Annotated in this window: 15 protein-coding genes and 1 riboswitch; of the genes, 4 read left to right on the top strand and 11 right to left on the bottom strand. The window is 67.8% G+C overall.

Annotation, left to right across the window (positions count from 1 at the left end; translation table 11 throughout):
- Positions 1–26: 26 nt before the first annotated feature.
- Positions 27–335: a DUF1090 family protein gene (locus VLK31_RS09335; RefSeq protein ID WP_409168115.1), complete on the bottom strand. Its 309-nt coding sequence runs from the start codon at positions 333–335 to the stop codon at positions 27–29.
- A 51-nt stretch (positions 336–386) separates the two neighbouring features.
- On the opposite strand from VLK31_RS09335, the gene VLK31_RS09330 reads away from it, so the two are divergent.
- Positions 387–593 (top strand): hypothetical protein, encoded by a 207-nt coding sequence (locus VLK31_RS09330; RefSeq protein ID WP_409168114.1) that lies wholly within the window; start codon positions 387–389, stop codon positions 591–593.
- Between the two features lie 20 nt (positions 594–613).
- On the opposite strand, the gene VLK31_RS09325 is transcribed toward VLK31_RS09330, so the two are convergent.
- The 6 genes from VLK31_RS09325 to VLK31_RS09300 form a co-directional block, all read right to left on the bottom strand.
- The gene (locus tag VLK31_RS09325) at positions 614–1123 is read right to left on the bottom strand and encodes a vWA domain-containing protein (RefSeq protein ID WP_409168113.1); all 510 of its coding nucleotides are present in this window, start codon (positions 1121–1123) and stop codon (positions 614–616) included.
- A gap of 140 nt (positions 1124–1263) precedes the next feature.
- The gene (locus VLK31_RS09320; RefSeq protein WP_409168112.1) at positions 1264–2367 is read right to left on the bottom strand and encodes an ATP-binding protein; all 1104 of its coding nucleotides are present in this window, start codon (positions 2365–2367) and stop codon (positions 1264–1266) included.
- On the bottom strand, positions 2364–6218 hold the full coding sequence (gene cobN, locus VLK31_RS09315; RefSeq protein WP_409168111.1) for a cobaltochelatase subunit CobN: 3855 nt from the start codon (positions 6216–6218) through the stop codon (positions 2364–2366). The genes VLK31_RS09320 and cobN overlap by 4 nt, the downstream gene beginning before the upstream one ends.
- 36 nt (positions 6219–6254) lie before the next feature.
- Positions 6255–7325, bottom strand: a complete 1071-nt coding sequence (gene cobW, locus VLK31_RS09310) for a cobalamin biosynthesis protein CobW (protein WP_409168110.1) — start codon at positions 7323–7325, stop codon at positions 6255–6257.
- 175 nt (positions 7326–7500) lie between these two features.
- Positions 7501–8178, bottom strand: a complete 678-nt coding sequence (locus tag VLK31_RS09305; RefSeq protein ID WP_409168109.1) for an energy-coupling factor ABC transporter permease — start codon at positions 8176–8178, stop codon at positions 7501–7503.
- A 260-nt stretch (positions 8179–8438) separates the two neighbouring features.
- Positions 8439–8723: riboswitch (cobalamin riboswitch) on the bottom strand.
- A 38-nt stretch (positions 8724–8761) separates the two neighbouring features.
- Positions 8762–9025: a hypothetical protein gene (locus VLK31_RS09300; protein ID WP_409168108.1), complete on the bottom strand. Its 264-nt coding sequence runs from the start codon at positions 9023–9025 to the stop codon at positions 8762–8764.
- Positions 9026–9149: 124 nt separating this feature from the next.
- On the opposite strand from VLK31_RS09300, the gene VLK31_RS09295 reads away from it, so the two are divergent.
- Complete coding sequence (locus VLK31_RS09295) at positions 9150–9554, top strand: hypothetical protein (RefSeq protein WP_409168107.1); 405 nt, start codon at positions 9150–9152, stop codon at positions 9552–9554.
- Between the two features lie 32 nt (positions 9555–9586).
- On the opposite strand, the gene ybaL is transcribed toward VLK31_RS09295, so the two are convergent.
- The 3 genes from ybaL to phbB all read right to left on the bottom strand — a co-directional run bounded on the left by ybaL (position 9587) and on the right by phbB (position 13887).
- Positions 9587–11293 (bottom strand): YbaL family putative K(+) efflux transporter, encoded by a 1707-nt coding sequence (ybaL, locus tag VLK31_RS09290; protein ID WP_409168106.1) that lies wholly within the window; start codon positions 11291–11293, stop codon positions 9587–9589.
- Positions 11294–11679: 386 nt separating this feature from the next.
- Positions 11680–13023 carry a dicarboxylate/amino acid:cation symporter gene (locus VLK31_RS09285; RefSeq protein ID WP_409168105.1) on the bottom strand — a complete coding sequence of 448 codons (1344 nt, stop codon included), beginning with the start codon at positions 13021–13023 and terminating at the stop codon, positions 11680–11682.
- Positions 13024–13149: 126 nt separating this feature from the next.
- On the bottom strand, positions 13150–13887 hold the full coding sequence (phbB, locus tag VLK31_RS09280) for an acetoacetyl-CoA reductase (RefSeq protein WP_187109426.1): 738 nt from the start codon (positions 13885–13887) through the stop codon (positions 13150–13152).
- A gap of 226 nt (positions 13888–14113) precedes the next feature.
- Between phbB and VLK31_RS09275 the strand changes: the two genes are divergently transcribed.
- Together VLK31_RS09275 and VLK31_RS09270 are read left to right on the top strand one after the other, a co-directional pair.
- A complete protein-coding gene (locus VLK31_RS09275) occupies positions 14114–14764 on the top strand; it encodes a DJ-1/PfpI family protein (protein WP_409168104.1) in 651 nt (216 codons plus the stop codon).
- Positions 14765–14771: 7 nt separating this feature from the next.
- On the top strand, positions 14772–15299 hold the full coding sequence (locus VLK31_RS09270; RefSeq protein ID WP_409168103.1) for a CinA family protein: 528 nt from the start codon (positions 14772–14774) through the stop codon (positions 15297–15299).
- A 77-nt stretch (positions 15300–15376) separates the two neighbouring features.
- Here VLK31_RS09270 and VLK31_RS09265 read toward each other — a convergent pair whose 3' ends face one another.
- Positions 15377–23644, bottom strand: a complete 8268-nt coding sequence (locus VLK31_RS09265) for a beta strand repeat-containing protein (protein ID WP_409168102.1) — start codon at positions 23642–23644, stop codon at positions 15377–15379.
- Positions 23645–23653: the final 9 nt, after the last annotated feature.

Here is a 23653-nt window from a genome sequence, read left to right as displayed (position 1 = left end):
CACGGCAGTGATGGCAGTCCTAGCAGTCACGGCGCTTGGTTGCGCAGGCTGCGCAGTTGCGCCTCGGCCTGATCGAGCTCCGAGCGCAGCAGGCGAATGTCCTGCTCCAACCTGTCGATGCGGGCCTGCCGGCTCTGCGGCGCGGCCGGCAATTTGCATTGCGCCTGCAGCGCGCTCAAGGTGTCGGCCAGCTCGCGGCGGCGCAGCATCTGGCCCCTGGAGCGGGCCAGCTCCATGTCCCGCTCCAGCACGGCTTGCTGTGCCTTGCAGTCTTCGGCGCCCAACGGCTGAACGGATGGCGCAGGCTGTGCGAAGGCGGGCGTGGCCAGGGTCAAGGCAAGGGCCAGGAAGCAGGGTTTCAAAAGCATGCGGCACGGTAACCGAACTTGCCCGCTGAAGTCGGCATTGACACTGCGGCGGCCCGGGCGGAGCCAATCAAAACAGATGCCTATCGACGCATCGCCGCCTCCCATTGGCCAACGAAATGCTCAAGAGAATTTCACCAAAATAGCGGTTTTCAGCAAACGCTGAAACAGGGCATTTCAGTGAAATTTTCAATTTCGGGAAAAGCCAGCGACCCGAAATTCCGGTAGCGCAGGCAGCTATCGCGGGCTCAGCCCGCAGCCTCCGCCACCAGATACCGCGCATCCCACCGCTCGGCAAGCCGCCTCGCGCGATGCAGCGGCACGCGCGCCGCCTCGAAGTCGACCACGCAGGCCACATCGGCCGCGTCGGGCCGCGCGGGGTTTTCGCTGCTGCGCCCGTCGGTCAGCAGCCACAGCCAGCGCTGGCGTGACTCGCTCTTGGCCAGCAACTGATCGGCGCGCTGCACGCCCAGCGCCAACGGCGTGCCGCCACCGGCCGCGATGGGCGCGACCCAGTCGTCGTTCCAGGCGCTGGCGCGGCGCGGCGGCAGGCGCAGCTCGACCACCTCGCCGGCAAAGCACAGCAGCGCGACATGGTCGCGGCGCTGGTAGGCCTCTTGCATCAACGCAAGCAGCAGGCCCTTGGCGCGCGCGAGGTTGCCGTCGTTGCGCATCGAGGCCGAGCAGTCGAGCAGGAAGCAGTGCAACGCGCCGCTGCGCGACTGCTGCGGGCGGTGGCGCAGGTGCTCGGCACGCAAGGGCGCGGCACCACGGGCCGCGAAGGTGCGTGGCCAGTCGAAGGCCGTGCCCTGCGTGGCGGGGCCGTGCCACGCGTCCCTTTGCGAACCCTGCCTTCGGTCACCCTGGCGCGCGCCAGCGGGTGCGGTGTTCCGAAGGCTCAGACTTTTTTTGAGGCGGACTGCTGGGGCGAGAGCAGCGGGCGCAAAGGCTTCACACGCTCGATGCCGACGGGCTCGGGGGGCATGGCGCCCCAGTCGTTGTCGTCGCCCTTGCTGCCCTTGCTGTCCTTTCTGTCGCCGGTGTTCTGGCTGCTCGCAGGTGCGGCCGCATCGCTCTGGGGCGGCCGGCTTGCGGGCGCAGGCGGCGTGGCCGGCGGTGCGCCTGCGGCCTCGGGCTTGCGACGGTGCAGCAGCACGGCTTCGGCCACGCGACGCACATGGTCGCCGGTGATCTCCGCCGCGCCATCCCATGCCGCAAGCCCACGCGCGGAACGCAACATGACGAGGTCGGCGCGCAGCCCGTCGACACCGGCCGCAATGCACAGCGCGCTGACCGCCTCGTGCACCGCATCGCCATACGGCAGCGCCGACGCATCGGTCACCAACGCGCGCGCACGAACCAACGCAGCGGCCAGCGCCGCCTCTTCCTGCGCGTGCCTCTCGCGAAAGCCCTGCGGATCGGCATCGAAGGCCAACCGCGCCCGCACGATCGCTTGCCGCTCGGCCGCGTTCTCGATGTTGCGCAGCTGCACGCACAGGCCGAAGCGGTCGAGCAGTTGCGGGCGCAGCGTGCCCTCCTCCGGGTTCATGGTGCCCACCAGCACAAAGCGCGCTGCATGCCGGTGCGAGATGCCGTCGCGCTCCACCACGTTCACGCCGCTGGCGGCCGCGTCGAGCAATGAGTCGATCAGCGCGTCGGGCAGGAGGTTGATTTCGTCCACGTACAGCACGCCGCCGTGCGCGCGCGCCAGCAGGCCGGGCGCGAACTTCAGCGCATGGCCGGCCAGCGCCTGGCCCAGGTCGAGCGTGCCGACCAGGCTTTCAAGGCTGGCGCCCAGCGGCAGCGTGACGAAGGGCGCGCCGGGCAGCAGCTCGGCCAACGCGCGCGCGGCGGTGGTCTTGGCGGTGCCGCGCGGGCCTTCGATGAGCACGCCGCCCAGCGCGGGGTCGACCGCGGCCAGCAGCAGCGCCTGGCGCAGCAGGGGCTGGCCCGCAATGGCCGCAAAAGGGAACGGCACCGGCATGGGGGCGGCTGAGGTCATCGCTGGCTTCCTTCCATCCGCTGCTCCTGGTCGAGCAGCAGGTTTTCCAATTGATCTTTGTAGTCGCCGGGCGCTTGCCACAGGCCACGCTGCATGGCTTCGAGCAGGCGGCTGAGCATGTCGTGCAGCGCGCGCGGGTTGTGCTGTTGCACGAAGTCGCGGGTGGCTGCGTCGAGCACGTAGGCATCGGCCACCATGGCGTACTGGTGGTCGCCGACCACGCGCGCGGTGGCGTCGAAGCCGAACAAATAGTCGACCGTGGCGGCCATCTCGAAGGCGCCCTTGTAGCCGTGGCGCTTCACGCCGGCAATCCATTTCGGGTTGACCACGCGCGAGCGAATGACACGGCTGATTTCTTCTTTCAGCGTGCGCACGCGCGGTGCCTGCGGGTTGCCGTGGTCGCCGTGGTACATGGCCGGCTGCTGCCCGCTCAGGTGGCGCACGGCGGCGGCCATGCCGCCCTGGAACTGGTAGTAGTCGTTGGAGTCGAGCAGGTCGTGCTCGCGGCTGTCCTGGTTCTGCATGACGACGTTCATGGCGCGCAGGCGGCGCACCAGCGCGTCTGCCGCCGGCACGCCGTCGCTGCCCTGGCCGTAGGCATGGGCGCTGCCGCCGACGTAGGCGTTCGACAGGTCGTCGTCGGTCTGCCAGTCGCCCTGGTCGAACAGCGGCTGCAGGCCGGAGCCGTAGCTGCCGGGAGCCGAGCCGAACACGCGCCAGCCGGCCTGCAGGCGCGCCGCCTCGGGCGCGGTGCCCTGCGCCTCCAATGCCGCGGCTTCGCGCAGGATGCGCGCGCGAATCGGGTTGCGCTCTGCGTCTTCGTCTTCCTGCGCGGCCACGGCCTGCACGGCGGCGTCGAACATCTGCACCGCGTTGGGGAAAGCGTCTCTGAAGAAGCCCGAAATGCGCAGCGTGACGTCGATGCGCGGACGCCCGATGCCGACCGTGGGCAGCACCTCGAAGTCGACCACGCGCTGGCTGCCCGGCGCCCACTTGGGCCGCACGCCGATGAGCGCGAAGGCCTGCGCCAGATCGTCACCGCCGGTGCGCATGGTGGCCGTGCCCCACACAGACAGGCCCATGGCCACGGGGTAGTCGCCATGCTCCTGCATGTGGCGTTCGACCAACTGCGCGGCCGACTTCAGGCCCAGCATCCAGGCGGTGGGCGTGGGAATGGCGCGCGTGTCGACCGCGTAGAAGTTGCGCCCGGTCGGCAGCACGTCGGGCCGGCCGCGCGAGGGCGAGCCGCTGGGGCCGGGCGGCACGAAGCGGCCTTGCAGGGCGCGCATCAGCTGAAGCATTTCTTGCGGGCCGCAGGCGTCGAGCGCGGGTGCAAGGCTTTGCGCGATGCGGCGCATGACGGCGGCGGTGTGCGGCAGGTCTGCAGGGCAGGCGCGTTCTTCAAACGAGCCTTCGAGCGAGCCTTCCAGCAGTTGCTGGGCCAGCAGCTCCAGCCGCTCGCGCGTGTCGCCGTGGTGGCGCCAGGGGTCGGTGCTCACGGCTTGCAGCAGCGCGGGGCGCGCGCCCTGCCAGGGCTTGGCGGCGTCGATGTCCAGCGGGTCGAAGGCTTCACCGGGCAGCAGGTCTTTGGCGAGTGCGCCGAGCAGGCCGGCGTTGTCGCCAGTGCCGTCCAGCGCGGGGTAGCGTGCGAGCGCCAGCAGCGTGTCGCGCCTGAGGCGCTGCTGCGGCGACGCGCCGAACACATGCAGGCCGTCGCGAATCTGCGTTTCCTTCAGCTCGCACAGGTAGGCGTCCACGCGCGCGAGCACGGCGTCGTCTTCCGCGCCGGGCATGCCCAGCTCTTCGACCAGGTGCTGTGCGCGCACGGAAGTGAGGATCTGCGCGCGCAGCACCTTGGCGCGTCGCGCATCGACCAGCAGCGCGTCGTAGTACTCGTCGACCTGGCGCTCCAGGTCTTGCAGGGGGCCGTGGTTTTCCGCGCGGGTGAGCGGCGGCATCAGGTGGTCGATGATGACCGCCTGCGTGCGCCGCTTGGCCTGCGCGCCCTCGCCCGGGTCGTTGACGATGAAGGGGTACACGTTGGGCAGCGGCCCCAGGACGGCGTCGGGCCAGCAGGTCTGCGACAGCGCCAGGCTCTTGCCCGGCAGCCACTCGAGGTTGCCGTGCTTGCCGACATGCACCACCGCGTCGATGGCGAACACGTCGCGCAGCCAGAAATAGAACGCGAGGTAGCTGTGCGGCGGCACCAGTTCGGCGTCGTGATAGCTCGCGTAATCGGCCGTGCCTTGTGCAGCAAGAGAACGCGCGGGCTGGATGCCGACGAACACGTGGCCCAGCCGCAACCCGGCGATCATGAAGCGGCCCTGGCGCACCATCGGGTCTTGCTCGGGCGTGCCCCATCGGGCGTCGATGGCGTCGGCCATGCCCTGGGGCAAGGCCGCCAGGCGCGCGCGGTAGCCGGCGAGCGTGTAGCTCTGCCACGCGGGCCGCGATGCCCACTGCGCGGGGTCATTGGCAATGCCTTCCTGCAGCTTGCGCATGAGCGCGTCGCCGTCTTGCGGCACAGCAGCCGCGTCACCCAACCCATAGCCCTCTGCCTGCATCGCGCGCAGGATGCCGATGACCGAGGCCGGCGTGTCCAGCCCCACGCCGCTGCCGATGCGGCCTTCGCTGCCCGGGTAGTTGGCCAGGATCAGCGCGATGCGCTTGTCGGCCGCGCCCAGGCTGCGCAAGCGGCACCAGCGCCGGGCCAGCTCGGCCACGAAGGCCACGCGGTCGGGCTCGGGCTGGTAGTTGACCACCTCGGTCTGCGTGAGTTCGCAGCGGTGCGACAGGCCCTTGAAGCTCACGGCGCGCGTGATGATGCGCCCGTCCATCTCGGGCAGCGCGATCTGCATGGCGATGTCGCGCGGGCGCAGGCCCTGGCTGTCGGCCAGCCAGTCTTCGCGGTTGCCGCCGCTCACGATCACCTGCAGCACAGGCGCATCGCCCGCGAGTGCGATGGCTTCGCCTTCTGCGTTCTGCGCGCCCTGCCCCAGTGCCGCGAAGGCGGTGGTGTTGAGCACCAGTTGCACGTCGTGCTCGCTGCACAGCGCACGAAAGGTTGCAAGGCACAGCGGGTCTTTGAGCGAATCGAGCGCCACGGGCAGCGGGTTGAGCCCTTGCGCGCTCAGCGCCTCGGCCATCGCGTCGAAGGCCACGGTGTTGCCCGACTGCAGGTGCGAGCGGTAGAACACCAGCGCCACCACGGGGGCGCCGTCGTGCCAGCCGGCGCGCAGGTCGTCGATGCCCGCCACGGAGTGCGCGGCATTCATTCCGCCCGACATGTGCGCAGGCACATGCAGCGCCACCTGCGGCAGGCTGCGCGGCGGCAGCGGCGCCGGGCCGTGGCCCAGGCCGTGGAAGGCCACCGCGCGCAGAAACTGCATCGCATTGGCCGCACCGCCGCTGCGCGAGTACTGCCACAGTTGGCGGCTCACGTCGCGCGGCACGGTGCCGCGCGCGAGCAGGTCTTCGTCTTCCTGCAGGTCGCCCGAGAACATGGCGAGCTGCTGGCCCTTGCGCTTGGCGAGCTTCTCCAGCTGCTGCAGCCCATAGGCCCAGGCCGACTCCGCCCCCAAGTGGTCGACCACCACCACGCGCGCATGCTGCAGCACCTCGTCGATGTACAGGTCGAGCGAGGCCGGCTGGCGCAGGTACATCAGGTTGGCCAGCCGCAGTGAAGGGTAGCCGGGGTCGGTGGCCGCCAGCGACGTGCGCGCCGCGGCCAGCAGCGCGAGCGTGGTGTCGGCCGAGCTGAGCACCACGATGTCGCCCGGCGTCTGGTCGAGCCGGGTGACCACGCTGTCGTCTTCGACGAAGCGGCCGGGCTGGGTGCTCAGCAGGTGCATGGGGTCAGGCGGTCAGGCTGTCGAGCTGCAGGGCTGTCATGCAGCTGCGACCGCGCTCGCCTCTTGCAGCGCCTTGCGCAGCGCGCCCTCGTCCAGGTCTTCGCCGATGAACACGAGCCGCGTGCGCTGTGCCTCGCCGTCGCGCCAGCGGCGGTCGAAGTGGTGGTCGAAGCGACGGCCCACGCCTTGCACCAGCAGGCGCATCGGCTTGCCCGGAATGGCGACGAAGCCCTTCACGCGGTAGATGGTGTGCTGCTCGACCAGCCTGGCCAGCACGGCCAGCAGGCTGTCGCGATCCACGGGCGGCAGCTCGATGACGAGCGAGTCGAACTCGTCGTGGTCGTGGTCCTCTTCATGGTCGTGGTGGCTCTCGCGCAGGTGAATGCTGGCCTCGGCCGCGCGGCCCTGGCCCAGCAGCAGCGCGAGCGGCAGCTTGCCTTGGGTGGCGGCAACGATCTTCACCTCGGGCGGCAGCTCTTCGCGCACCAGCGCCTCCACTTGCGCGCGCGCGGCGTCGTCCATCAGGTCGGTCTTGTTGAGCACCACCAGGTCGGCGGCGGAGAGCTGGTCTTCGAACAGCTCGTGCAGCGGCGACTCGTGGTCGAGGTTGGGGTCGGCGCGGCGGGCTTCGTCCACGGCCGCGGGGTTGGCGGCGAACTGGCCCGATGCGGCAGCCGGGCCATCGACCACGGTGACCACCGAATCGACGGTGAAGATGTTGGCAATGTCCGGCCACTGAAAGGCCTGCACCAGCGGCTTGGGCAGCGCGAGGCCCGAGGTTTCGATGAGCACCGCGTCGATGTCGCCGCGCCGTTCGGCCAGCTGCAGCATCACGGGCAAGAACTCTTCCTGCACGGTGCAGCACACGCAGCCGTTGGCCAGCTCGTACAGGGCACCTGCGCGCTCGTTGCCGTCGTCGTCGCAGCCGATGCCGCAGCCGCGAAGAATTTCGCCGTCGATGCCAAGCTCGCCGAACTCGTTGACGATCACCGCGATGCGGCGGCCCTCTGCGTTGCCGAGGATGTGGCGCAGCAGCGTGGTCTTGCCGCTGCCGAGAAAGCCCGTGACGATGGTGACGGGAATCTTGGCGTTGCTTGTGGGGGTCATGGGAATGTTCTTTCAGGCGCCGAGGGCGAACAGATGGCAAGAAGCCAGCAAAGCGAGGGGTCAACGCGAAGCAGGCGCCCAGCGGCACGCCAGCTTCGAATTTTCCAGAGGATGCGCCGCAGTCCCCAGACGTGCCCGGGACCGCGGCAAGAAGGCAACAGAGACGAAGCCGGGCTCAGACGCCGCCGTACAAGCGGTGCTCGACAAAAACCGAGCCCTGCAGCCGGCGCCAGCCCTTGGCCGCGGCCAGCACGCCCAAGTCGACCAGCGGCTCGACCAGCACGACCGTCATGTAGGCGGCGCCGAAGCTGGCGATCTGGCTCAGGTTCTCCAGCCCCGTGCCGCGCCCGTAGAGCGCCCAGAAGCCGACCCACACCACAATGCCGCCCTGGTAGGCCACCGACAGCTTGAAGGCCTGCTGGTAGCTCAGGTCCACATAGGCCACGTTCTGCGGAATGATCCGGCGCGCCAGCGCGGCCGTGGCGAACAGCGGCACCAGCAAGGTGGTGACGTTCATGCCGAACTGCGGCAGATCTTGCGGCTCGAAGAACAGGCCTTGAATGAGCAGGCCGCCCGCCAGCCCGATGGCCGCGGGCGCCAGCCCGAACACCAGCAGCAGCGTGGTGCCCAGAATCAGGTGCACCTCGGACACGCCCACCGGGTGGTGCGGCAGCAGCTCGAAGAAGCAGAACACCAGCGCCATGGCAATGGCCGAGCGCAGCACCAGGGCGGCGGGCCCGTCCTTCATGAGGGTGTCGAAGGCCACCTTGCCGGTGTATGCGAGTGCAGCGGCCGCCGTGGCGTAGCTGAGAAAAATCTTGGATCCGTCGACAAGACCGGGTTCGATGTGCATCGCGCACCTCCTGAATTGCACCGAGGTGCGAAAGTTGATTGTTGGTTCATGGGCTGGCTTGCGCAAGCCCCTTCGAGGCGGCCGCGCACCCCAAAGCCGTGCGGCGTGGCGCCCGTGTTGTTCGACCCATGTGACCTCTGCTGCGGCCCGCGTCCCCGCAGGTTCCTGACCGATGAAGGACGCGAAGGGAGAGGCGAAGGGACTGCCACGGTGCGCGCAAGAGCGCGAGGCGGCAGGCCCGAACGCGCACTCCCGCTGCGTCCGAAGGCGGTTGCGAAGGCCGGTATCCGGGCTCGCGGAGCGCCGTGGTGTGCTGCATGAAGCATGCACACCGCGACCGAAACCCTCGCCTTCCCATGCCCAGGCACAGTGGCTGGCGATGCCTTTCAACAGAAGGCTCGCGCGAGAGGGTTTCCAGATCCGCTGACCGTTGCGGGGGCAGCGCAGGCTTTGACGCGTCACTGACGACGCGGCGCACCTGCTTCCCGTTTAACCCCTGGGCCATGTCATATGGCGTGCGGGGCACCTTCGAACCGTGGTGTCTGGCGCAGCCGATGAACATCGGCGCGCCAGACGGGCGGGATTATAGGGAGCCGAGGCCCGAGCCGGGGCCAGCGCCGGGGCCCGAGCTGGGGCCGGAACCGAGCATGCGCCGCATCACGGCCACGCCGGCCACCAGGGCGTTCGAGTAATTGGCATAGGCCTCGAGCGCGGAGTCGATGGGCACGTACACATGGGGGGCTTCGCCCGGCGCCGCGCCGCTGTCGACCGCCTCCATCACCACCCAGTAGAACTCGCCCGGTTCCAGTTCGTGGACCGTGAGTGCGATGTTCCGGGAAGAAGGCATGGGCTTTAAGCGAGGGGGCTCCACAGTCAATGGGTGGCGCAAAGGTCCGGTTGACAGCCCAGGGCTTCTCCTACATGGCAGGCCCCGCGCAAGACCTACGGTTTGCCCAACATATGGAGGCAGCATGAAACCTTTCAGTCTCGACCCCAGCATGCGCGCGACCCTGGGCGGCGCGTTCTACCCGACCGGCTACTCGATGGTGCTGTTCGCGAATGCGCATGACGCAACCCGCGTGGGCCAGCGCCTGATCGACGAGGGCATGAGCGGCGACGACATCTTTCTGATTCCGCCAGAGGCCGTGCTCTCGCAGATCGCGCCCACGGTGGAGGCCGCGGACGACCCGCTGCCCTCCGCCGGCACCGAAGGCGCGACTGTGCGGGCCTACACCAAGCTCGCACAGGAAGGCCACACCGCGCTTCTGGTGAAGACCGACGACAGCGACGCAGCTGAACGCCTGATGGTGGCTGTGCGCACGGTGCCCTATTCCATTGCGCAGCGCTACCGCGCGCTGGTGATCGAAGACCTCTGACATTGCAGAGCCGCGCGGGCTCTGGTCTTTTTTCAGGCCGGCACGGCAATCGACACGGCGCGCTGCACCACGTCGCGCGCCATGGCCTGAGCAAGTTCATGCTCGCCGAGGAACACGGTGGCCGAGGTTTCCTGCGTGAGCAGGCGTGCTTCTTGTTCGTTGTGGCTGCGAATCACGGTCTGGATGTTGGGGTTCAGCGTGCGCGCGGTTTCCATCATCTGGCGCACGTTCAGCGCGTCGGGCGTGGCCACCACCAGCACACGGGCGCGCGCAATGTGCGCCTGAATCAGCACGGCCGGGTCGGCCGCATCGCCCCACACGGCAGGCGTGCCGGCTTCGCGCAGCTTCTCGACCAGCTCGCGGTTCTGGTCGGCCACCACATACGGAATGTCGTGCGCATCGAGCTCCTGCGCAATGCGCCGCCCGACGCGGCCGTAGCCCACCAGCACCACCTGGCGTGAGAGGTATTTAGCCTCCGTGGTCGTCGGCAGCTCGGCCAATGGGTCGTCACGCGATTCCAGCCCGCGCGCAAAAGATGAATGGGCGTGCAGCCATTTCTGCATCGGCACGATCAGGCTGAACCACAGCGGGTTGGTGGCAATGGAGATGAGCGCGCCCGCCAGCACCAGGCTCTGCCCTTCCACCGGCAGCAGGCCCAGCGACACGCCCAGCCCGGCCAGGATGAACGAGAACTCCCCGATCTGCGCCAGGCTGGCGCTGACCGTGAGCGCCGTGCCCAGCGGGTAGCGAAACACCAGCACCAGCGCGCAGGCCGCAATCGACTTGCCCAGCACGATGACCAGCACCACCGCCAGCACCTGCAGCGGCCGCTCGATGAGCACCGACGGGTCGAACAGCATGCCGACCGACACGAAGAACAGCACCGCAAAAGCGTCGCGCAGCGGCAGCGACTCTTGTGCGGCGCGGTGGCTGAACTCGGACTCGCGCATGACCATGCCGGCAAAGAAGGCGCCCAGTGCAAACGACACGCCGAACAGTGCGGCCGACGCAAAGGCGATGCTCACGGCCGCGGCCACCACGCACAGGGTGAACAGTTCGCGCGAGCCGGTGCGCGTGACCTGCCAGAGGATCCACGGGAACACGCGCCGTCCCACGACCAGCATGAGCGCCACGAAGCCGCCGACCTGCAGCAGCGTGAGGCCCAGGGTTTGCCACAGCGGATCGGCCGGGCCGGCTTGGGTGTTGTGGCCGCCTAGCGTGCTGGCCAGGGGTGGCATGAGCACGAGCACAAGCACCATGGCAAGGTCTTCGACGACGAGCCAGCCGATGGCGATGCGGCCGGTGAAGGAGTCGAGAATGCCCAGGCTTTCGAGGGCGCGCAGAAGCACGACGGTGCTGGCCACGGACAGCGCGAGCCCGAACACCAGCGCCGCGCCGGGGCTCCAGCCCCACCACATGGCGAGGCCGCCGCCTAGCAGGGTGGCGACGGCGATTTGAGCGAGGGCGCCGGGGAGTGCGATCTTGCGCACTGCGAGCAGGTCGTCCAGTGAAAAATGCAGGCCCACGCCAAACATGAGCAGCATGACGCCGATTTCGGCAAGCTGTGCGGCGATGCTGGCGTCGGCCACAAAGCCGGGTGTGAAGGGGCCGATGATGACGCCGGCGAGCAGGTAGCCGACGAGGGCTGGTAGTCGAAGTTTGGCCGCCAGGAACCCGAACACGAGGGCCAGCCCCAGGCCGGCGGCAATCGTGTTGATGAGGGAAACGCTGTGGGGCATCGTTGCATTTTGCAGGAACGATGTCTGTCCCTTCGTGTCAGCCGGCCAATCTTTGGCCGACGATTTACGGCTCTTTGTTCAGGGGTCTTTGTTCGGGGCTCTTGGTTTGCGCTCTTGTTCAGGGCGCGTGCACAGGCCGCCGGGTACTCCCCTCCGCGAATGTCCCCCGGGGCTTCGCCCCTCCTCCTTTATTTCGCTGCGGGGAGCACCCGACGCCCTGTGCCCGTGGACGCGCCGCTGGTGTTCCGCTGATCAACGACTGCTCCTGATAACGCTCACGAGGGTGGGGTGCCTTGCGCAGCGAAATAAAGGAGGAGGCCGCAGGCCGGGGGACATTCGCGGAGCAAGGTACCCCGCCCTCGTGAGCGCCGCCCTGGACTGCCTTCTTACCCAGACATCTTGCTGGTACGAGCAACCTCAATAGCCTCGGGCTCCTGCGCCTCCACCCACGTCTCGTTGTTCAGCGCAGCCTGCAGCCGAACCTCGTCGAGCTCGTTGGTCCACTTGGCCACCACGATGGTTGCCACACCGTTGCCGATCAGGTTGGTCAACGCACGTGCTTCCGACATGAACCGGTCGATACCCAGAATCAACGCCAGCCCCGCCACCGGCACATGCCCCACCGCCGACAGCGTGGCCGCCAACACGATGAACCCGCTGCCCGTCACACCCGCCGCCCCCTTCGAGGTGAGCAACAGCACCGCCAGCAACGTGATCTCCTGCACCAGCGTCATGTGCGTGTTGGTCGCCTGTGCGATGAACACCGCCGCCATCGTCAGATAGATCGAAGTGCCGTCCAGGTTGAACGAGTAGCCCGTTGGAATCACCAGGCCCACGCAGGTCTTGTTGGCGCCCAGGTTCTCCATTTTTTCCATCATGCGCGGCAGCACCGACTCGCTGGACGACGTGCCCAGCACGATCAACAGCTCCTCCTTGATGTACTTGATGAACTTCCAGATGCTGAACCCGTGAAAGCGCGCAATGAGCCCCAGCACCACGAAGATGAACAGCAGGCAGGTCAGGTAGAACGTGCCCATCAGCTTGCCGAGCGAAAACAGGCTGCCCAGCCCGTACTTGCCGATGGTGAAAGCCATCGCGCCAAAGGCACCGATGGGGGCCAGCTTCATGATGTAGTTGACGATGCCGAAGAGCACATGCGAGCCCTTCTCGATCACGTCGAACACCAGCGTGCCGCGGCCACCGAAACGGTGCAGCGCAAAGCCGAACAGCACCGCAATCAACAGCACCTGCAAGATCTCGCCCTTGGCAAAGGCGTCGACCAGCGTGCTGGGAATGATGTTCAGAATGAAGTCGACCGTGCCGGTCATCTTGCCCGGGCCGGTGTACGAGGCAATGGCCTTGGTGTCCAGCGTGGCCGGGTCGATGTTCATGCCCGCGCCGGGTTGCAGCACGTTCACCAGCACCAGGCCCACCAACAGCGCAATGCTGCTGACCACCTCGAAATACAGCAGCGCCAGGCCGCCGGTCTTGCCGACCTTCTTCATGTCCTCCATGCCGGCAATGCCCACCACCACCGTGCAGAAGATGATGGGCGCAATGATCATCTTGATCAGCTTGATGAAGCCGTCGCCCAAGGGCTTCATGGCCTCACCCGCCGCCGGGTAGAAATGGCCCAGCAGCACGCCGATGATCACGGCGGTGATCACCTGCACATACAGGGAACGATAGATCGGGAGCTTTTTGGCAGGTGTACTTGTTGTGTTTTCCATGGATGCCTCCGGGGGGGTTCAAAAACTGTAGGGAGCGTGTGGGCCGTTTTCCATTCGTGAAAGCCACATTCCGTGAACAAAAAAACCCGCCGAGGCGGGTTGTTCTTCAGGTGAGCGTCAGCATGCTCAGTGCATGTGCAGGCCGCCGTTGACCGAAAAGTCGGCCCCCGTGCTGTAGCCGCCTTCGTCGGTGGCGAGCCACGCGATGATCGAGGCAATTTCGCTCGGCTCGCCCAGGCGCTTGACCGGAATGGTGGCCACGATCTTGTCGAGCACTTCCTGGCGGATGGCCTTGACCATGTCCGTGCCGATGTAGCCCGGGCTCACGGTGTTCACCGTCACGCCCTTGGCCGCCAGCTCCTGGGCCAATGCCATGGTGAAGCCGTGCATGCCGGCCTTGGCCGCGGAGTAGTTGGTCTGCCCGGCCTGGCCCTTGGCGCCGTTCACCGAGCTGATGTTGATGATGCGGCCCCAGCCCTTTTCAACCATGTCGCCCACCACCTGCTTGGTGACGTTGAACATGCTGTTGAGGTTGGTCTCGATGACGGCGCTCCAGTCCTCGGGCGTCATCTTCAAAAACATGCGGTCGCGCGTGATGCCCGCGTTGTTGACCAGCACGTCGATGGCGCCGTGCGCTGCCTTGGCAGCGGAGAAGGCCTCGACGGTGGACTGCCAGTCGCCGACATTGCCGACCGACGCGTGGAACTCGAAACCTTCGGCTTTCTGTTCGGCCAGCCATTTGGCGTGGTCGCGGGTAGGACCGCAACCGGCAATCACAGTGAACCCGTCCTTGTGCAGACGCTGGCAGATGGCTGTTCCGATGCCACCCATGCCCCCGGTGACATATGCAACTTTCTTGCTCATAAGATTTCCTTGATGTGTACGTAGCAAAAGCCTGAACGGCCGCCTTCACTCTAGCGAGTTTCAAGCCATGCCCCTCTGAGGAAAACACTGAGCCAAGCTTGCAACCAGCTGTCACGAACCGGGGTTCGACGAGGCGCAGCGCCGTTCGCGGGCAGGCCCTATCCTCGCACCTGCCCCAGTCTCCCCGTGCCCCTGCGGGGCCTTCCCCACAGAGGAGTTCAAAAGTATGAATTTCGGCATCGTCCTCTTCCCCGAGGTGGAGGAACTCGACTTCGTCGGCCCCTGGGAAATGCTGACCATGTGGAGCAAATTGGCCGGCGGCCCGGCGCATTGCCTCCTGGTGGCGGAAAAGCCCGAGCCGGTGGTGTGCGCCAAGGGCATGTCGGTCAACCCGCATGTGTCGTTTGCGCAATGCCCGCCGCTGGACTACCTGCTCGTGCCCGGCGGCATGGGCACCCGCCGCGAGGTCGACAACCCCGCCATGACGCGCTTTCTGGCCGAGCGGGCGCCCGGCTGCAAGGCGCTGCTGTCTGTATGCACCGGTGCCTTCGTGCTGCATGCGGCCGGCCTGCTCTCCGGCCGCACGGCCACCACGCACTGGGCGTCGCTCGACCGGCTGCGCGCGCTGGGCGACGTGAATGTGGTCGAGCAGCGCTTTGTGCAAGACGGCCATGTGTGGACGTCCGCCGGGGTGTCTGCCGGCACCGACCTGATGCTGGCCTTCATTGCCCACACCGCCGGCGAGGAAGCCGCGGCCAAGGTGCAACTGCAATCCGAGTACTACCCGGCCGACACGGTCTATGGCAGCACCGCGAGCCACGAGCGCGCGCCGGCCTATGTGAAGCGGCCGGGCCAATCTGTTTCCAAGACGCCATGAACAAGCCATGAACCCCACTTCTTTGCCCGACTCCCTTCCCGACTCCCTGGCTGTTCTTGCCGCGCGCGTGGGCGAAACGCTGCGCGCACGCGGGCAGACCGTGTCGGTGGTCGAGTCGTCGGCCGGCGGGCTGGTCTCGGCCGCGCTGCTCGCCGTGCCGGGTGCGTCGGCCTACTTTCGGGGTGGCGCGGTCGTGTATTCGCGCCGCGCCGGCCGCGCCCTGCTGGGCCTGACCGCCGAGGACATGACCGGCATGCGCGGGGAAACCGAGCCTTACGCCCGCCTGGTCGCGGGCCGGGTGCGCGACACCCACCACACCACCTGGGGCATCAGCGAAAGCGGCGCGGCCGGGCCGGCGGGCAGCCCGTACGGCGACGCGCCGGGCCATGTGTGCCTGGCCATCGTGGGCGCAGCAACGGTCAGCCGCACCATCGAGAACGGCGGCACCGACCGGCCCCGCAACATGGACCTGTTCGCGCGCCAGTTGCTCGCGCTGTTCGAAGAGACGCTGCGGGCTCAAGACACCTCTGCATGATGGGTGGCCTGACTTGCCGCCTGTCGCGTGTCGCGCCGGCCGCTCCAGTGCCGCCAGTGCTGCCGCACTGCCACCGTTCACTCCCACACCCCGCTGATGCCTACACGCACGCCCACCGTTCCGGCCGAGGCCGCGGACACGCCGCCCGTGACGCTCCAGCGCCCGTTCTCCGCCGTCTTGCGCAGCGACACGCCCACAGCCGACTCGCCGCTGTAGATGCCCATGCCTGCCGCGTAGGTCAGCTTGCCCGGCACATACGGCGCGCTTTCCATCGCCATTGCCGACGCCGTGCCGGAATAGGCCCGCTTGGCCACGCCCCGCAACGCCTGCCCCAACTGGTTGACGCGCGCGTCGGTGTAGGCCGCGTTGGCCGCGGTGGACGCCCCTAGCTGGTTCATGTTCACCGCGTCGGTGCCCTGCACACCTGGCGCCACGTTGGAAATGCGCGTGCCGTCCGGCGCCTGGTCGTTGCCCAGAATGATCTGGTTGTGGTTGAGCGACCCGTCGGGGTTGGTCGCGTACTGCACGCTGGCGGCCTTCACCGCGCCAGCGGACGCCTTCAGCTGCGCCACGTTGGCCGCGTCGCTGTCCGCCGTGCCCGCCGCCACACCGGTGATCTGGCGGAGCTGGCCGTTGGCCGCATCGCCGACCGACACCGCCGCGCGCGTGCTGTTCGTCGCCGCGATGGCCGCTGCTTGCGACTGGCCGGCGCCGGGTGGCACGTAGCCCGCCACGCCTGCCGCCGTGGATGCGACCGAGTCCGTGCCCAAGGCAACGCCCCCTGTGTGCTTCACGACTGCGTTGAAACCGATCGCGGTGCCCCGGGAAATTTCGGGCGCGGCACTCAGCGGCGTGCCGCCGGCATCCGCACCGTCGCCCAACGCCGCACCACCGCCACCGGCCCGCGCGTCGGCACCAATGGCTTGCGAACCCGTGGCCAGGGCGCCCCTGCCGATGGCAATGGCGTGGGTGCCGCTGGCCACCGCGTCGGGCCCGATGGCAACGGCATCCTTGCCGCTTGCTGTCGCGTCGGGCCGTTCGGAGTTGGCGCGGAAATACTTGATGCCCTTGCCGCCGATCGCCTGGTTGAGCGTGCTCAGGTTGCCGTCGACGGCCGACAGCGCACCGCCCACGTTGCTGAAGGCGTTGCCTCCCACCGTGTAGCTCGGCCCCTTGCCGGTGCCCAAGTCCGCGCCGCCGCCCAACGCGGCGGAGGCCGCCTTGTTCGCCGTGTCGAGCTGCGCGCCGTTGACGGCATCGGTCGAGGTGGCCGACACGCTGCCCTGCGCCACGTTGCCGATCTTCGTGCCGTGGGTCTTGCCGCCGTCGGTGGACGTTGCGCCGCCCATGGTGACGCGGCCCTTGTCCGCGCTGTCGTACTGCACCGAGTTCTGCGCAACGGCCTTCACGGCGTCGACCGCGCCGTCTAGGCTAACCAGCTTCTTGTCGACCGCGCCCAGGGCGCCTCCCACGTTGTTGAAGGTGCTGCCCTGCACCGTGTACACAGGTGCCTTGCCGGCCACGACATCGGCCCCGCCGCCAAGGTAGGCCGAGGTGTTGGCCGCGTTGCTCGCCACCGCCTTGTTGGTCGCGTCGAGCTGGGCGCCGTTGACCGCGTCCGTCGAATCCGCGCCGAGCCTGCCCTGCGCCAGATTGCCGAGCCTGGTGCCGCGGCTCTTGCCGCCGTCGGTGGACGCCGGGCCGCCGAGCGTGGCCTGGGCCTTGTCGGTGCCGTCGTACTTGATGGCGTTGCCGACATCCTTTTGCACGTCGAAGAGCTGGCCGCCGTTCACTGCGTCCTTGCTGTCCTTGGCCACGGAGCCCGGGGCCAGGTTGGTCAACTTTTGCGCAGCGCCGGGCGCGGCACCCGTCTTGCCGGCCTCGACCAGCGCCAACTGGTTCGCCGTGCCGGTGGTTTGCACCGGGCCGGCGGTGCCGTTGTTGACCGCGTTGCCCGGGTTGGTGAGCGCGCCCTGCACCGTCGTGGCCGGGCCACCGATGGTGGTGAAGGTCGGGCCCTGGTAAACGCCGCCGGCATAGGTGCCGCCGAGCACGCCGGCAAGGCCGTTGCCCAGGCCCGAAAGCTGGCCGCCGTTGACCGCATCCTTCGAGCCCGCGGCCACACTGCCGTCCTTCACGTTGCCCAGCTTCACGCCCTCCGGGGCCACGGGGTTGCCGTCCTTGTCGAGGCCGCCCAACTTGATGCCGCTCTTGTCCGGCGTGCCGTCGGCCTTCTTGTCGTACTGCACCGCGTTGTCGGCGACCTTGCCGACGTCTTCGAGCTGCTTCATGCTCGCTGCGTCGGTGCCTTTGACGCCGGGGCCCACGTTGGTGAGGGCCTTGCCGCCTGCATCGATGCCTGCGGTGGTCACGCTCGGGCCTGCCTTGCCGTCCGCGCCGGTCGTCGTCAGTCCGTTGCTGCCGAGGGTGCCTGCACTGCCGTCCGCGCCCTTGACCGTCACGCCCTTGTCGGCCATCGTCGTTGCGCCCGTGGTCACCGAATCGAAGGTCGGTGTCTTCGACACGTCCACCTGGATCTGGTTGCCGGTGCGCTTCACCGTCGTGTTGCTGCCGTCGATGAAGTCGACCTTGCCGCCAGGTGCGATTTTCTGCGGCGTCGCTTCTGCGTTGACGCTCAGGTCCCAGCCCTTGCTGGCCGTGGCGCTCACCGCATCGAGTTGACCGCGATTGACCGCGTCGCTGGGTGCCTCGCCGGCTGCCACGTTGCCCAGCACCTGTGCGGCACCGGGCGCAGCGCCCGTGTTGCCCGGCGCCACCAGCGTCAACTGGCCTGCCTTGCCCGGCACGGCCTGCACCGGGCCCAGGGTCGCATTGCGCATGCTGTTGCCCAGGTCGGTGACGTTCTGGTTGGTGGTGTTCAGCTGGCCGCCATTGACTGCGTCCCTGGAGCCCGCTTCCAGCAGCCCGTCCTTCACGTTGCCCAACTTCACGCCGTCCGGCGCCACGGGGTTGCCGTCCTTGTCGAGGCCGCCCAACTTGATGCCGCTCTTGTCCGGCGTGCCGTCGGCTTTCTTGTCGTACTGCACCGCGTTGTCGGCGACCTTGCCGACGTCTTCGAGCTGCTTCATGCTCGCTGCGTCGGTGCTTTTCACGCCGGGGCCCACGTTTGTGAGGGCCTTGCCGCCTGCATCGATGCCTGCGGTGGTCACGCTCGGACCGGCCACGCCGTCAGCGCCTCGGGTCGTCAGGCCGTTGCCGTCCAGCGTCGTTCGCGGGGCGCCCAGTGCGCCCGGTGCGCCGACTGTGCCTGGGGTGCCCGAACCCACGCTCACCGAGTCGAACACTGGCGCCTTCGACACGTCCACGCGGATCTGGTTGCTCGTGCGTGTGACGCTCGTGTTGCTGCCGTTGACGAAATCGACCGCTCCACCTGGTGCGATTTGCAGAGCGTTCACGCCGTTGGCGCTCAGGTTCCAGCCCTTGTTGGCCGTAGCGCTCACCGTGTCGAGTTGACCGCGATTGACCGCGTCGCTGGGTGCCTCGCCGGCTGCCACGTTGCCAAGCACCTGTGCGGCACCGGGCGCAGCGCCCGTGTTGCCCGGCGCCACCAGCGTCATCTGGCCTGCCTTGCCCGGCACGGCCTGCACCGGGCCGAGCGTCGCGTTGCGGATGCTGTCGCCCAGGGTGGTGACGTTCTGGTTCGTCGTGTTCAGTTGGCCGCCGTTGACTGCGTCCTTCGAGCCAGCAGCCAGAGTGCCGTCCTTCACGTTGCCGAGCGACACGCCGTCCGTGACCAACGGCTTGCTGTCCTTGTCCAGCCCGCCAAGCGTTGCGCTGCTTGGCTGGGTCTCGCCCGTCTTCTTCGGGTCGTACTGCACCGCATTTTTGGCCGCCTTGCCGACGTCGTTGAGCTGGCCGATGTTCGCCGCGTCGGTGTCCTGCGTGCCCTTGCCCACGTTGGTGAGGGGCTTGCCGGCAGCATCGATGCCTGTAGCGGTCACGCTCGGACCGGCTACACCGTCCGCGCCTCGGGTCGTCAGGCCAGTACCGTCCAGTGTCGTGCGAGGGCTGCCTGGTGCACCGACGGTGCCTGGCGCGCCCGAACCCACGCTCACTGAATCGAAGGCAGGTGTCTTCGACACGTCCACACGGATCTGGTTGTCGGTGCGTGTGACCGTTGTGTTGCTGCCGTTGATGAAGTCCACTTTGCCTCCCGGCGCAATGTTCTGCACGGCCCCACCGTTGGCACTCAGGTCCCAGCCCTTGTTCGCCGTAGTGCTCAGCACATCGAGTTGGCCGCGATTGACCGCATCATTCGGTGCCGTGCCGTTGGCAACGTTGCCCAGCACCTGTGAAGCGCCAGGCGCAGCGCCTGTGGCACCCGTCGCCACCAGTGTCATTTGCCCCGTTTTGCCCGGCACGGCCTGCACCGGGCCCAGCGTCGCATTGCGGATCCCGTCACCCAGGTTGGTGACGTTCTGGTTAGTGGTGCTGAGCTGGCCGCCGTTGACTGCGTCCTTCGAGCCCGCAGCCACGTTGCCGTCCTTCACGTTGCCCAGCGTCACGCCGTCAACGACCAGCGGCGCGCCGTTCGCGCTGGCGCCACCCAATGTGACGTTGCTCTTGTCCGGCGTACCGTCGGCCTTCTTGTTGTACTGCACCGCGTTGTCGGCTACGTCGCCGAGTTGCTTCATGTTCGCGGCATCGGTGGCGTTCACACCGGGGGCCACGTTGGCGATGGCCTTGCCGCCACCGTCGATACGTTCGGCCGTCACGCTCGGACCGGCCACACCGTCGGCGCCTCGGGTCGTCAGACCATTGCCGTCCAGCGTCGTGCGCGGGCTGCCCAGTGCACCGACGGTACCCGGCGCGCCTGCGCCCACGCTCACCGAATCGAATGCAGGCGTCTTCGAAACGTCCACGCGGATCTGGTTGTCTGTACGTGTGACGCTCGTGTTGCTGCCATTGACAAAGTCGACTGCGCCGCCGGGGGCGATTTTCAGAGCGTCCACGCCATTGGCGCTCAGGCTCCAACCCTTGTTGGCCGTAGCGCTCACCGTGTCGAGTTGACCGCGATTGACCGCGTCGTTCGGTGCCTCGCCGTTGGCAATGTTGCCCACCTTCACCGGAACCGTGGCCGGTGTGCCGTCGGCATTGCGACCGCCCAGCGTCACACCGTTCTTGCCCGGCGTACCGTCCGCGTTCCTGTCGTACTGCACCGCGCTGCCGGCCAGTGCATCGAGTTGACCGACATTGGCCGCGTCGGTCGGCGCCTTGCCGGCCGCCACGTTGCCCAGCACCTGTGCGGCACCGGGCGCAGCGCCCGTGCCGTTCGGCGCCACCAGCGTCATCTGGCCTGCCTTGCCCGGCACGGCCTGCACCGGGCCCAGCGTCGCGTTGCGGATGCTGTCCCCCAGGTTGGTGACGTTCTGGTTCGTCGTGTTGAGCTGGCCCCCGTTGACTGCGTCCTTCGAGCCCGCAGCCAGAGTGCCGTCCTTCACGTTGCCCAGCGTCACGCCGTCCGCGACCAGCGGCGCGCCATTCGTGCCGGCGCCACCCAATGTGACATTGCCTTTGTCCGGCGTGCCGTCGGCTTTCTTGTTGTACTGCACCGCGTTGTCGGCTACCTTGCCGACGTCGCCGAGCTGCTTCATGTTCGCGGCGTCGGTGGCGTTCACGCCCGCTGCCACGCCGGTGATCGTCTTAAGCCCACCGTCGATGTGTTCAGCCGTCACACTCGGACCCGCCACACCATCAGCGCCTCGGGTCGTCAGGCCGTTGCCGTCCAGCGTCGTACGCGGGCTGCCTAGTGCACCGACGGTACCGGGCGCGCCTGCGCCCACGCTCACCGAATCGAAGGCAGGTGTCTTCGACACGTCCACGCGGATCTGGTTGCTCGTGCGTATCACGCTCGTGTTGCTGCCGTTGACGAAATCGACCGCTCCACCTGGAGCGATTTGCAGAGCGTTCACGCCGTTGGCACTCAGGTTCCAACCCTTGTTGGCCGTGGTGCTCACCGCATCGAGCTGGCCGCGATTGACCGCGTCGCTGGGTGCCTCGCCGGCTGCCACGTTGCCAAGCACCTGTGCGGCACCGGGCGCAGCGCCCGTGTTGCCCGGCGCCACCAGCGTCATCTGGCCTGCCTTGCCCGGCACGGCCTGCACCGGACCCAGCGTCGCGCTGCGGATGCCGTCACCCAGGGTGGTGACGTTCTGGTTCGTCGTATTGAGTTGTCCGCCGTTGACTGCATCCTTCGAGCCAGCAGCCAGAGTGCCGTCCTTCACGTTGCCCAGCGTCACGCCATCCGCGACCAGCGGCTTGCCGTCCTTGTCCAGGCCGCCAAGCGTTGCGCTGCTTGGCTGGGTCTCGCCCGTCTTCTTCGGGTCGTACTGCACCGCGTTGTTGGCCGCCTTGCCGACGTCGTTGAGCTGGCCGATGTTCGCCGCATCGGTGTCCTGCGTGCCCTTGCCCACGCCGGTGATGGTCTTAAGGCCACCGTCGATGTGTTCAGCCGTCACACTCGGACCCGCCACACCATCGGCGCCTCGGGTCGTCAGGCCATTGCCGTCCAGTGTCGTGCGCGGGCTGCCCGGTGCACCGACGGTGCCTGGGGTGCCAGAACCCACGCTCACCGAATCGAAGGACGGCGTCTTCGACACGTCCACAAGGATCTGGTTGTTGGTGCGCGTCACGGTTGTGTTGCTGCCGTTGATGAAGTCGACTGCGCCGCCAGGCGCGATGTTCTGCACCGCCCCACCGTTGGCACTCAGGTTCCAACCCTTGTTGGCCGTAGTGCTCAGCACATCGAGTTGACCGCGATTGACCGCATCGTTCGGTGCCGTGCCGTTGGCGACGTTGCCCAGCACCTGTGAAGCGCCAGGCGCAGCGCCTGTGGCCCCCGGCGCCACCAGTGTCATCTGCCCCGTTTTGCCCGGCACGGCCTGCACCGGGCCCAAGGTCGCATTGCGGATGCCGTCACCCAGGTTGGTGACGTTCTGGTTCGTCGTGTTCAGTTGGCCGCCGTTGACCGCATCCTTCGAGCCAGCAGCCAGAGTGCCGTCGTTCACGTTGCCCAGCGTCACGCCGTCCGCGACCAGCGGCGCGCCATTCGTGCCGGCGCCACCCAAGGTGACGCTGCCCTTGTCCGGCGTGCCATCAGCTTTCTTGTTGTACTGCACCGCGTTGTCGGCTACGGCGCCGAGCTGCTTCATGTTCGCGGCATCGGTGGCCTGCGTGCCCGCACCCACGCCGGTGATGGCCTTCTCGCCAGCATCGATGCCTCTAGCCGTGACGCTCGGACCCGCCACACCATCAGCGCCTCGGGTCGTCAGGCCGTTGCCGTCCAGCGTCGTACGCGGGCTGCCTAGTGCACCGACGGTGCCTGGCGCGCCCGAACCCACGCTCACTGAATCGAAGGCAGGTGTCTTCGACACGTCCACGCGGATCTGGTTGCTCGTGCGTGTCACGCTCGTGTTGCTGCCATTGACGAAGTCCACCGCACCGCCCGGCGCGATGTTCTGCACACCGCCCCCGTTGGCACTCAGGCTCCAACCCTTGTTGGCCGTCGCGCTCACCGTGTCGAGTTGACTGCGATTGACCGCGTCGTTCGGTGCCTCGCCGTTGGCAATGTTGCCCACCTTCACCGGCAACGTGGCCGCTGTGCCGTCGGCATTGCGACCGCCCAACGTCACACCGTTCTTGCCCGGCGTACCGTCCGCGTTCCTGTCGTACTGCACCGCGCTTCCGGCCAGTGCATCGAGTTGACCGACATTGGCCGCGTCGGTCGGCGCCTTGCCGGCCGCCACGTTGCCCAGCACCTGTGCCGTACCGGCTGCAGCGCCCGTGGCCCCCGGCGCCACCAGCGTCAACTGACCCTCCTTGTTTGGCACAGCCTGCACCGGGCCCAAGGTCGCACTGCGGATGCTATTGCCCAGGTTGGTCACGTTCTGGTTCGTCGTGTTCAGTTGGCCGCCGTTGACTGCGTCCTTGGAGCCCGCAGCCACATTGCCGTCCTTCACGTTGCCCAGCGTCACGCCATCCGCGACCAGCGGCGCGCCATTCGTGCCGGCGCCACCCAAGGTGACGCTGCCCTTGTCCGGCGTGCCATCAGCTTTCTTGTTGTACTGCACCGCGTTGTCGGCTACGGCGCCGAGCTGCGTCATGTTCGCAGCATCGGTGGCCTGCGTGCCCGCACCCACGCCGGTGATGGTCTTGCCGCCGCCGTCGATGCGTTCGGCCATCACGCTCGGACCGGCAACACCGTCGGCGCCTCGGGTCGTCAGGCCGTTGCCGTCCAGCGTCGTACGCGGGCTGCCTAGTGCACCGACGGTGCCTGGCGCGCCCGAACCCACGCTCACTGAATCGAAGGCAGGTGTCTTCGACACGTCCACGCG

Source organism: Variovorax sp. H27-G14, from assembly GCF_046156345.1.
Classification (GTDB): Bacteria; Pseudomonadota; Gammaproteobacteria; order Burkholderiales; family Burkholderiaceae_C; genus Variovorax.
This window is presented reverse-complemented; position numbering and strand designations above follow the sequence as displayed.

Excerpts from the sequence above, each read along its gene's own strand:
- VLK31_RS09300 (WP_409168108.1), bottom strand. The coding sequence starts at position 9,025 with ATGCCTTCTTCCCGGAACATCGCACTCACGGTCCACGAACTGGAACCG.
- phbB (WP_187109426.1), bottom strand. The coding sequence starts at position 13,887 with ATGAGCAAGAAAGTTGCATATGTCACCGGGGGCATGGGTGGCATCGGA.
- VLK31_RS09320 (WP_409168112.1), bottom strand. The coding sequence starts at position 2,367 with ATGACCTCAGCCGCCCCCATGCCGGTGCCGTTCCCTTTTGCGGCCATT.
- cobW (WP_409168110.1), bottom strand. The coding sequence starts at position 7,325 with ATGACCCCCACAAGCAACGCCAAGATTCCCGTCACCATCGTCACGGGC.
- cobN (WP_409168111.1), bottom strand. The coding sequence starts at position 6,218 with ATGCACCTGCTGAGCACCCAGCCCGGCCGCTTCGTCGAAGACGACAGC.
- VLK31_RS09295 (WP_409168107.1), top strand. The coding sequence starts at position 9,150 with ATGAAACCTTTCAGTCTCGACCCCAGCATGCGCGCGACCCTGGGCGGC.
- VLK31_RS09305 (WP_409168109.1), bottom strand. The coding sequence starts at position 8,178 with ATGCACATCGAACCCGGTCTTGTCGACGGATCCAAGATTTTTCTCAGC.
- VLK31_RS09275 (WP_409168104.1), top strand. The coding sequence starts at position 14,114 with ATGAATTTCGGCATCGTCCTCTTCCCCGAGGTGGAGGAACTCGACTTC.
- VLK31_RS09285 (WP_409168105.1), bottom strand. The coding sequence starts at position 13,023 with ATGGAAAACACAACAAGTACACCTGCCAAAAAGCTCCCGATCTATCGT.
- VLK31_RS09270 (WP_409168103.1), top strand. The coding sequence starts at position 14,772 with ATGAACCCCACTTCTTTGCCCGACTCCCTTCCCGACTCCCTGGCTGTT.
- ybaL (WP_409168106.1), bottom strand. The coding sequence starts at position 11,293 with ATGCCCCACAGCGTTTCCCTCATCAACACGATTGCCGCCGGCCTGGGG.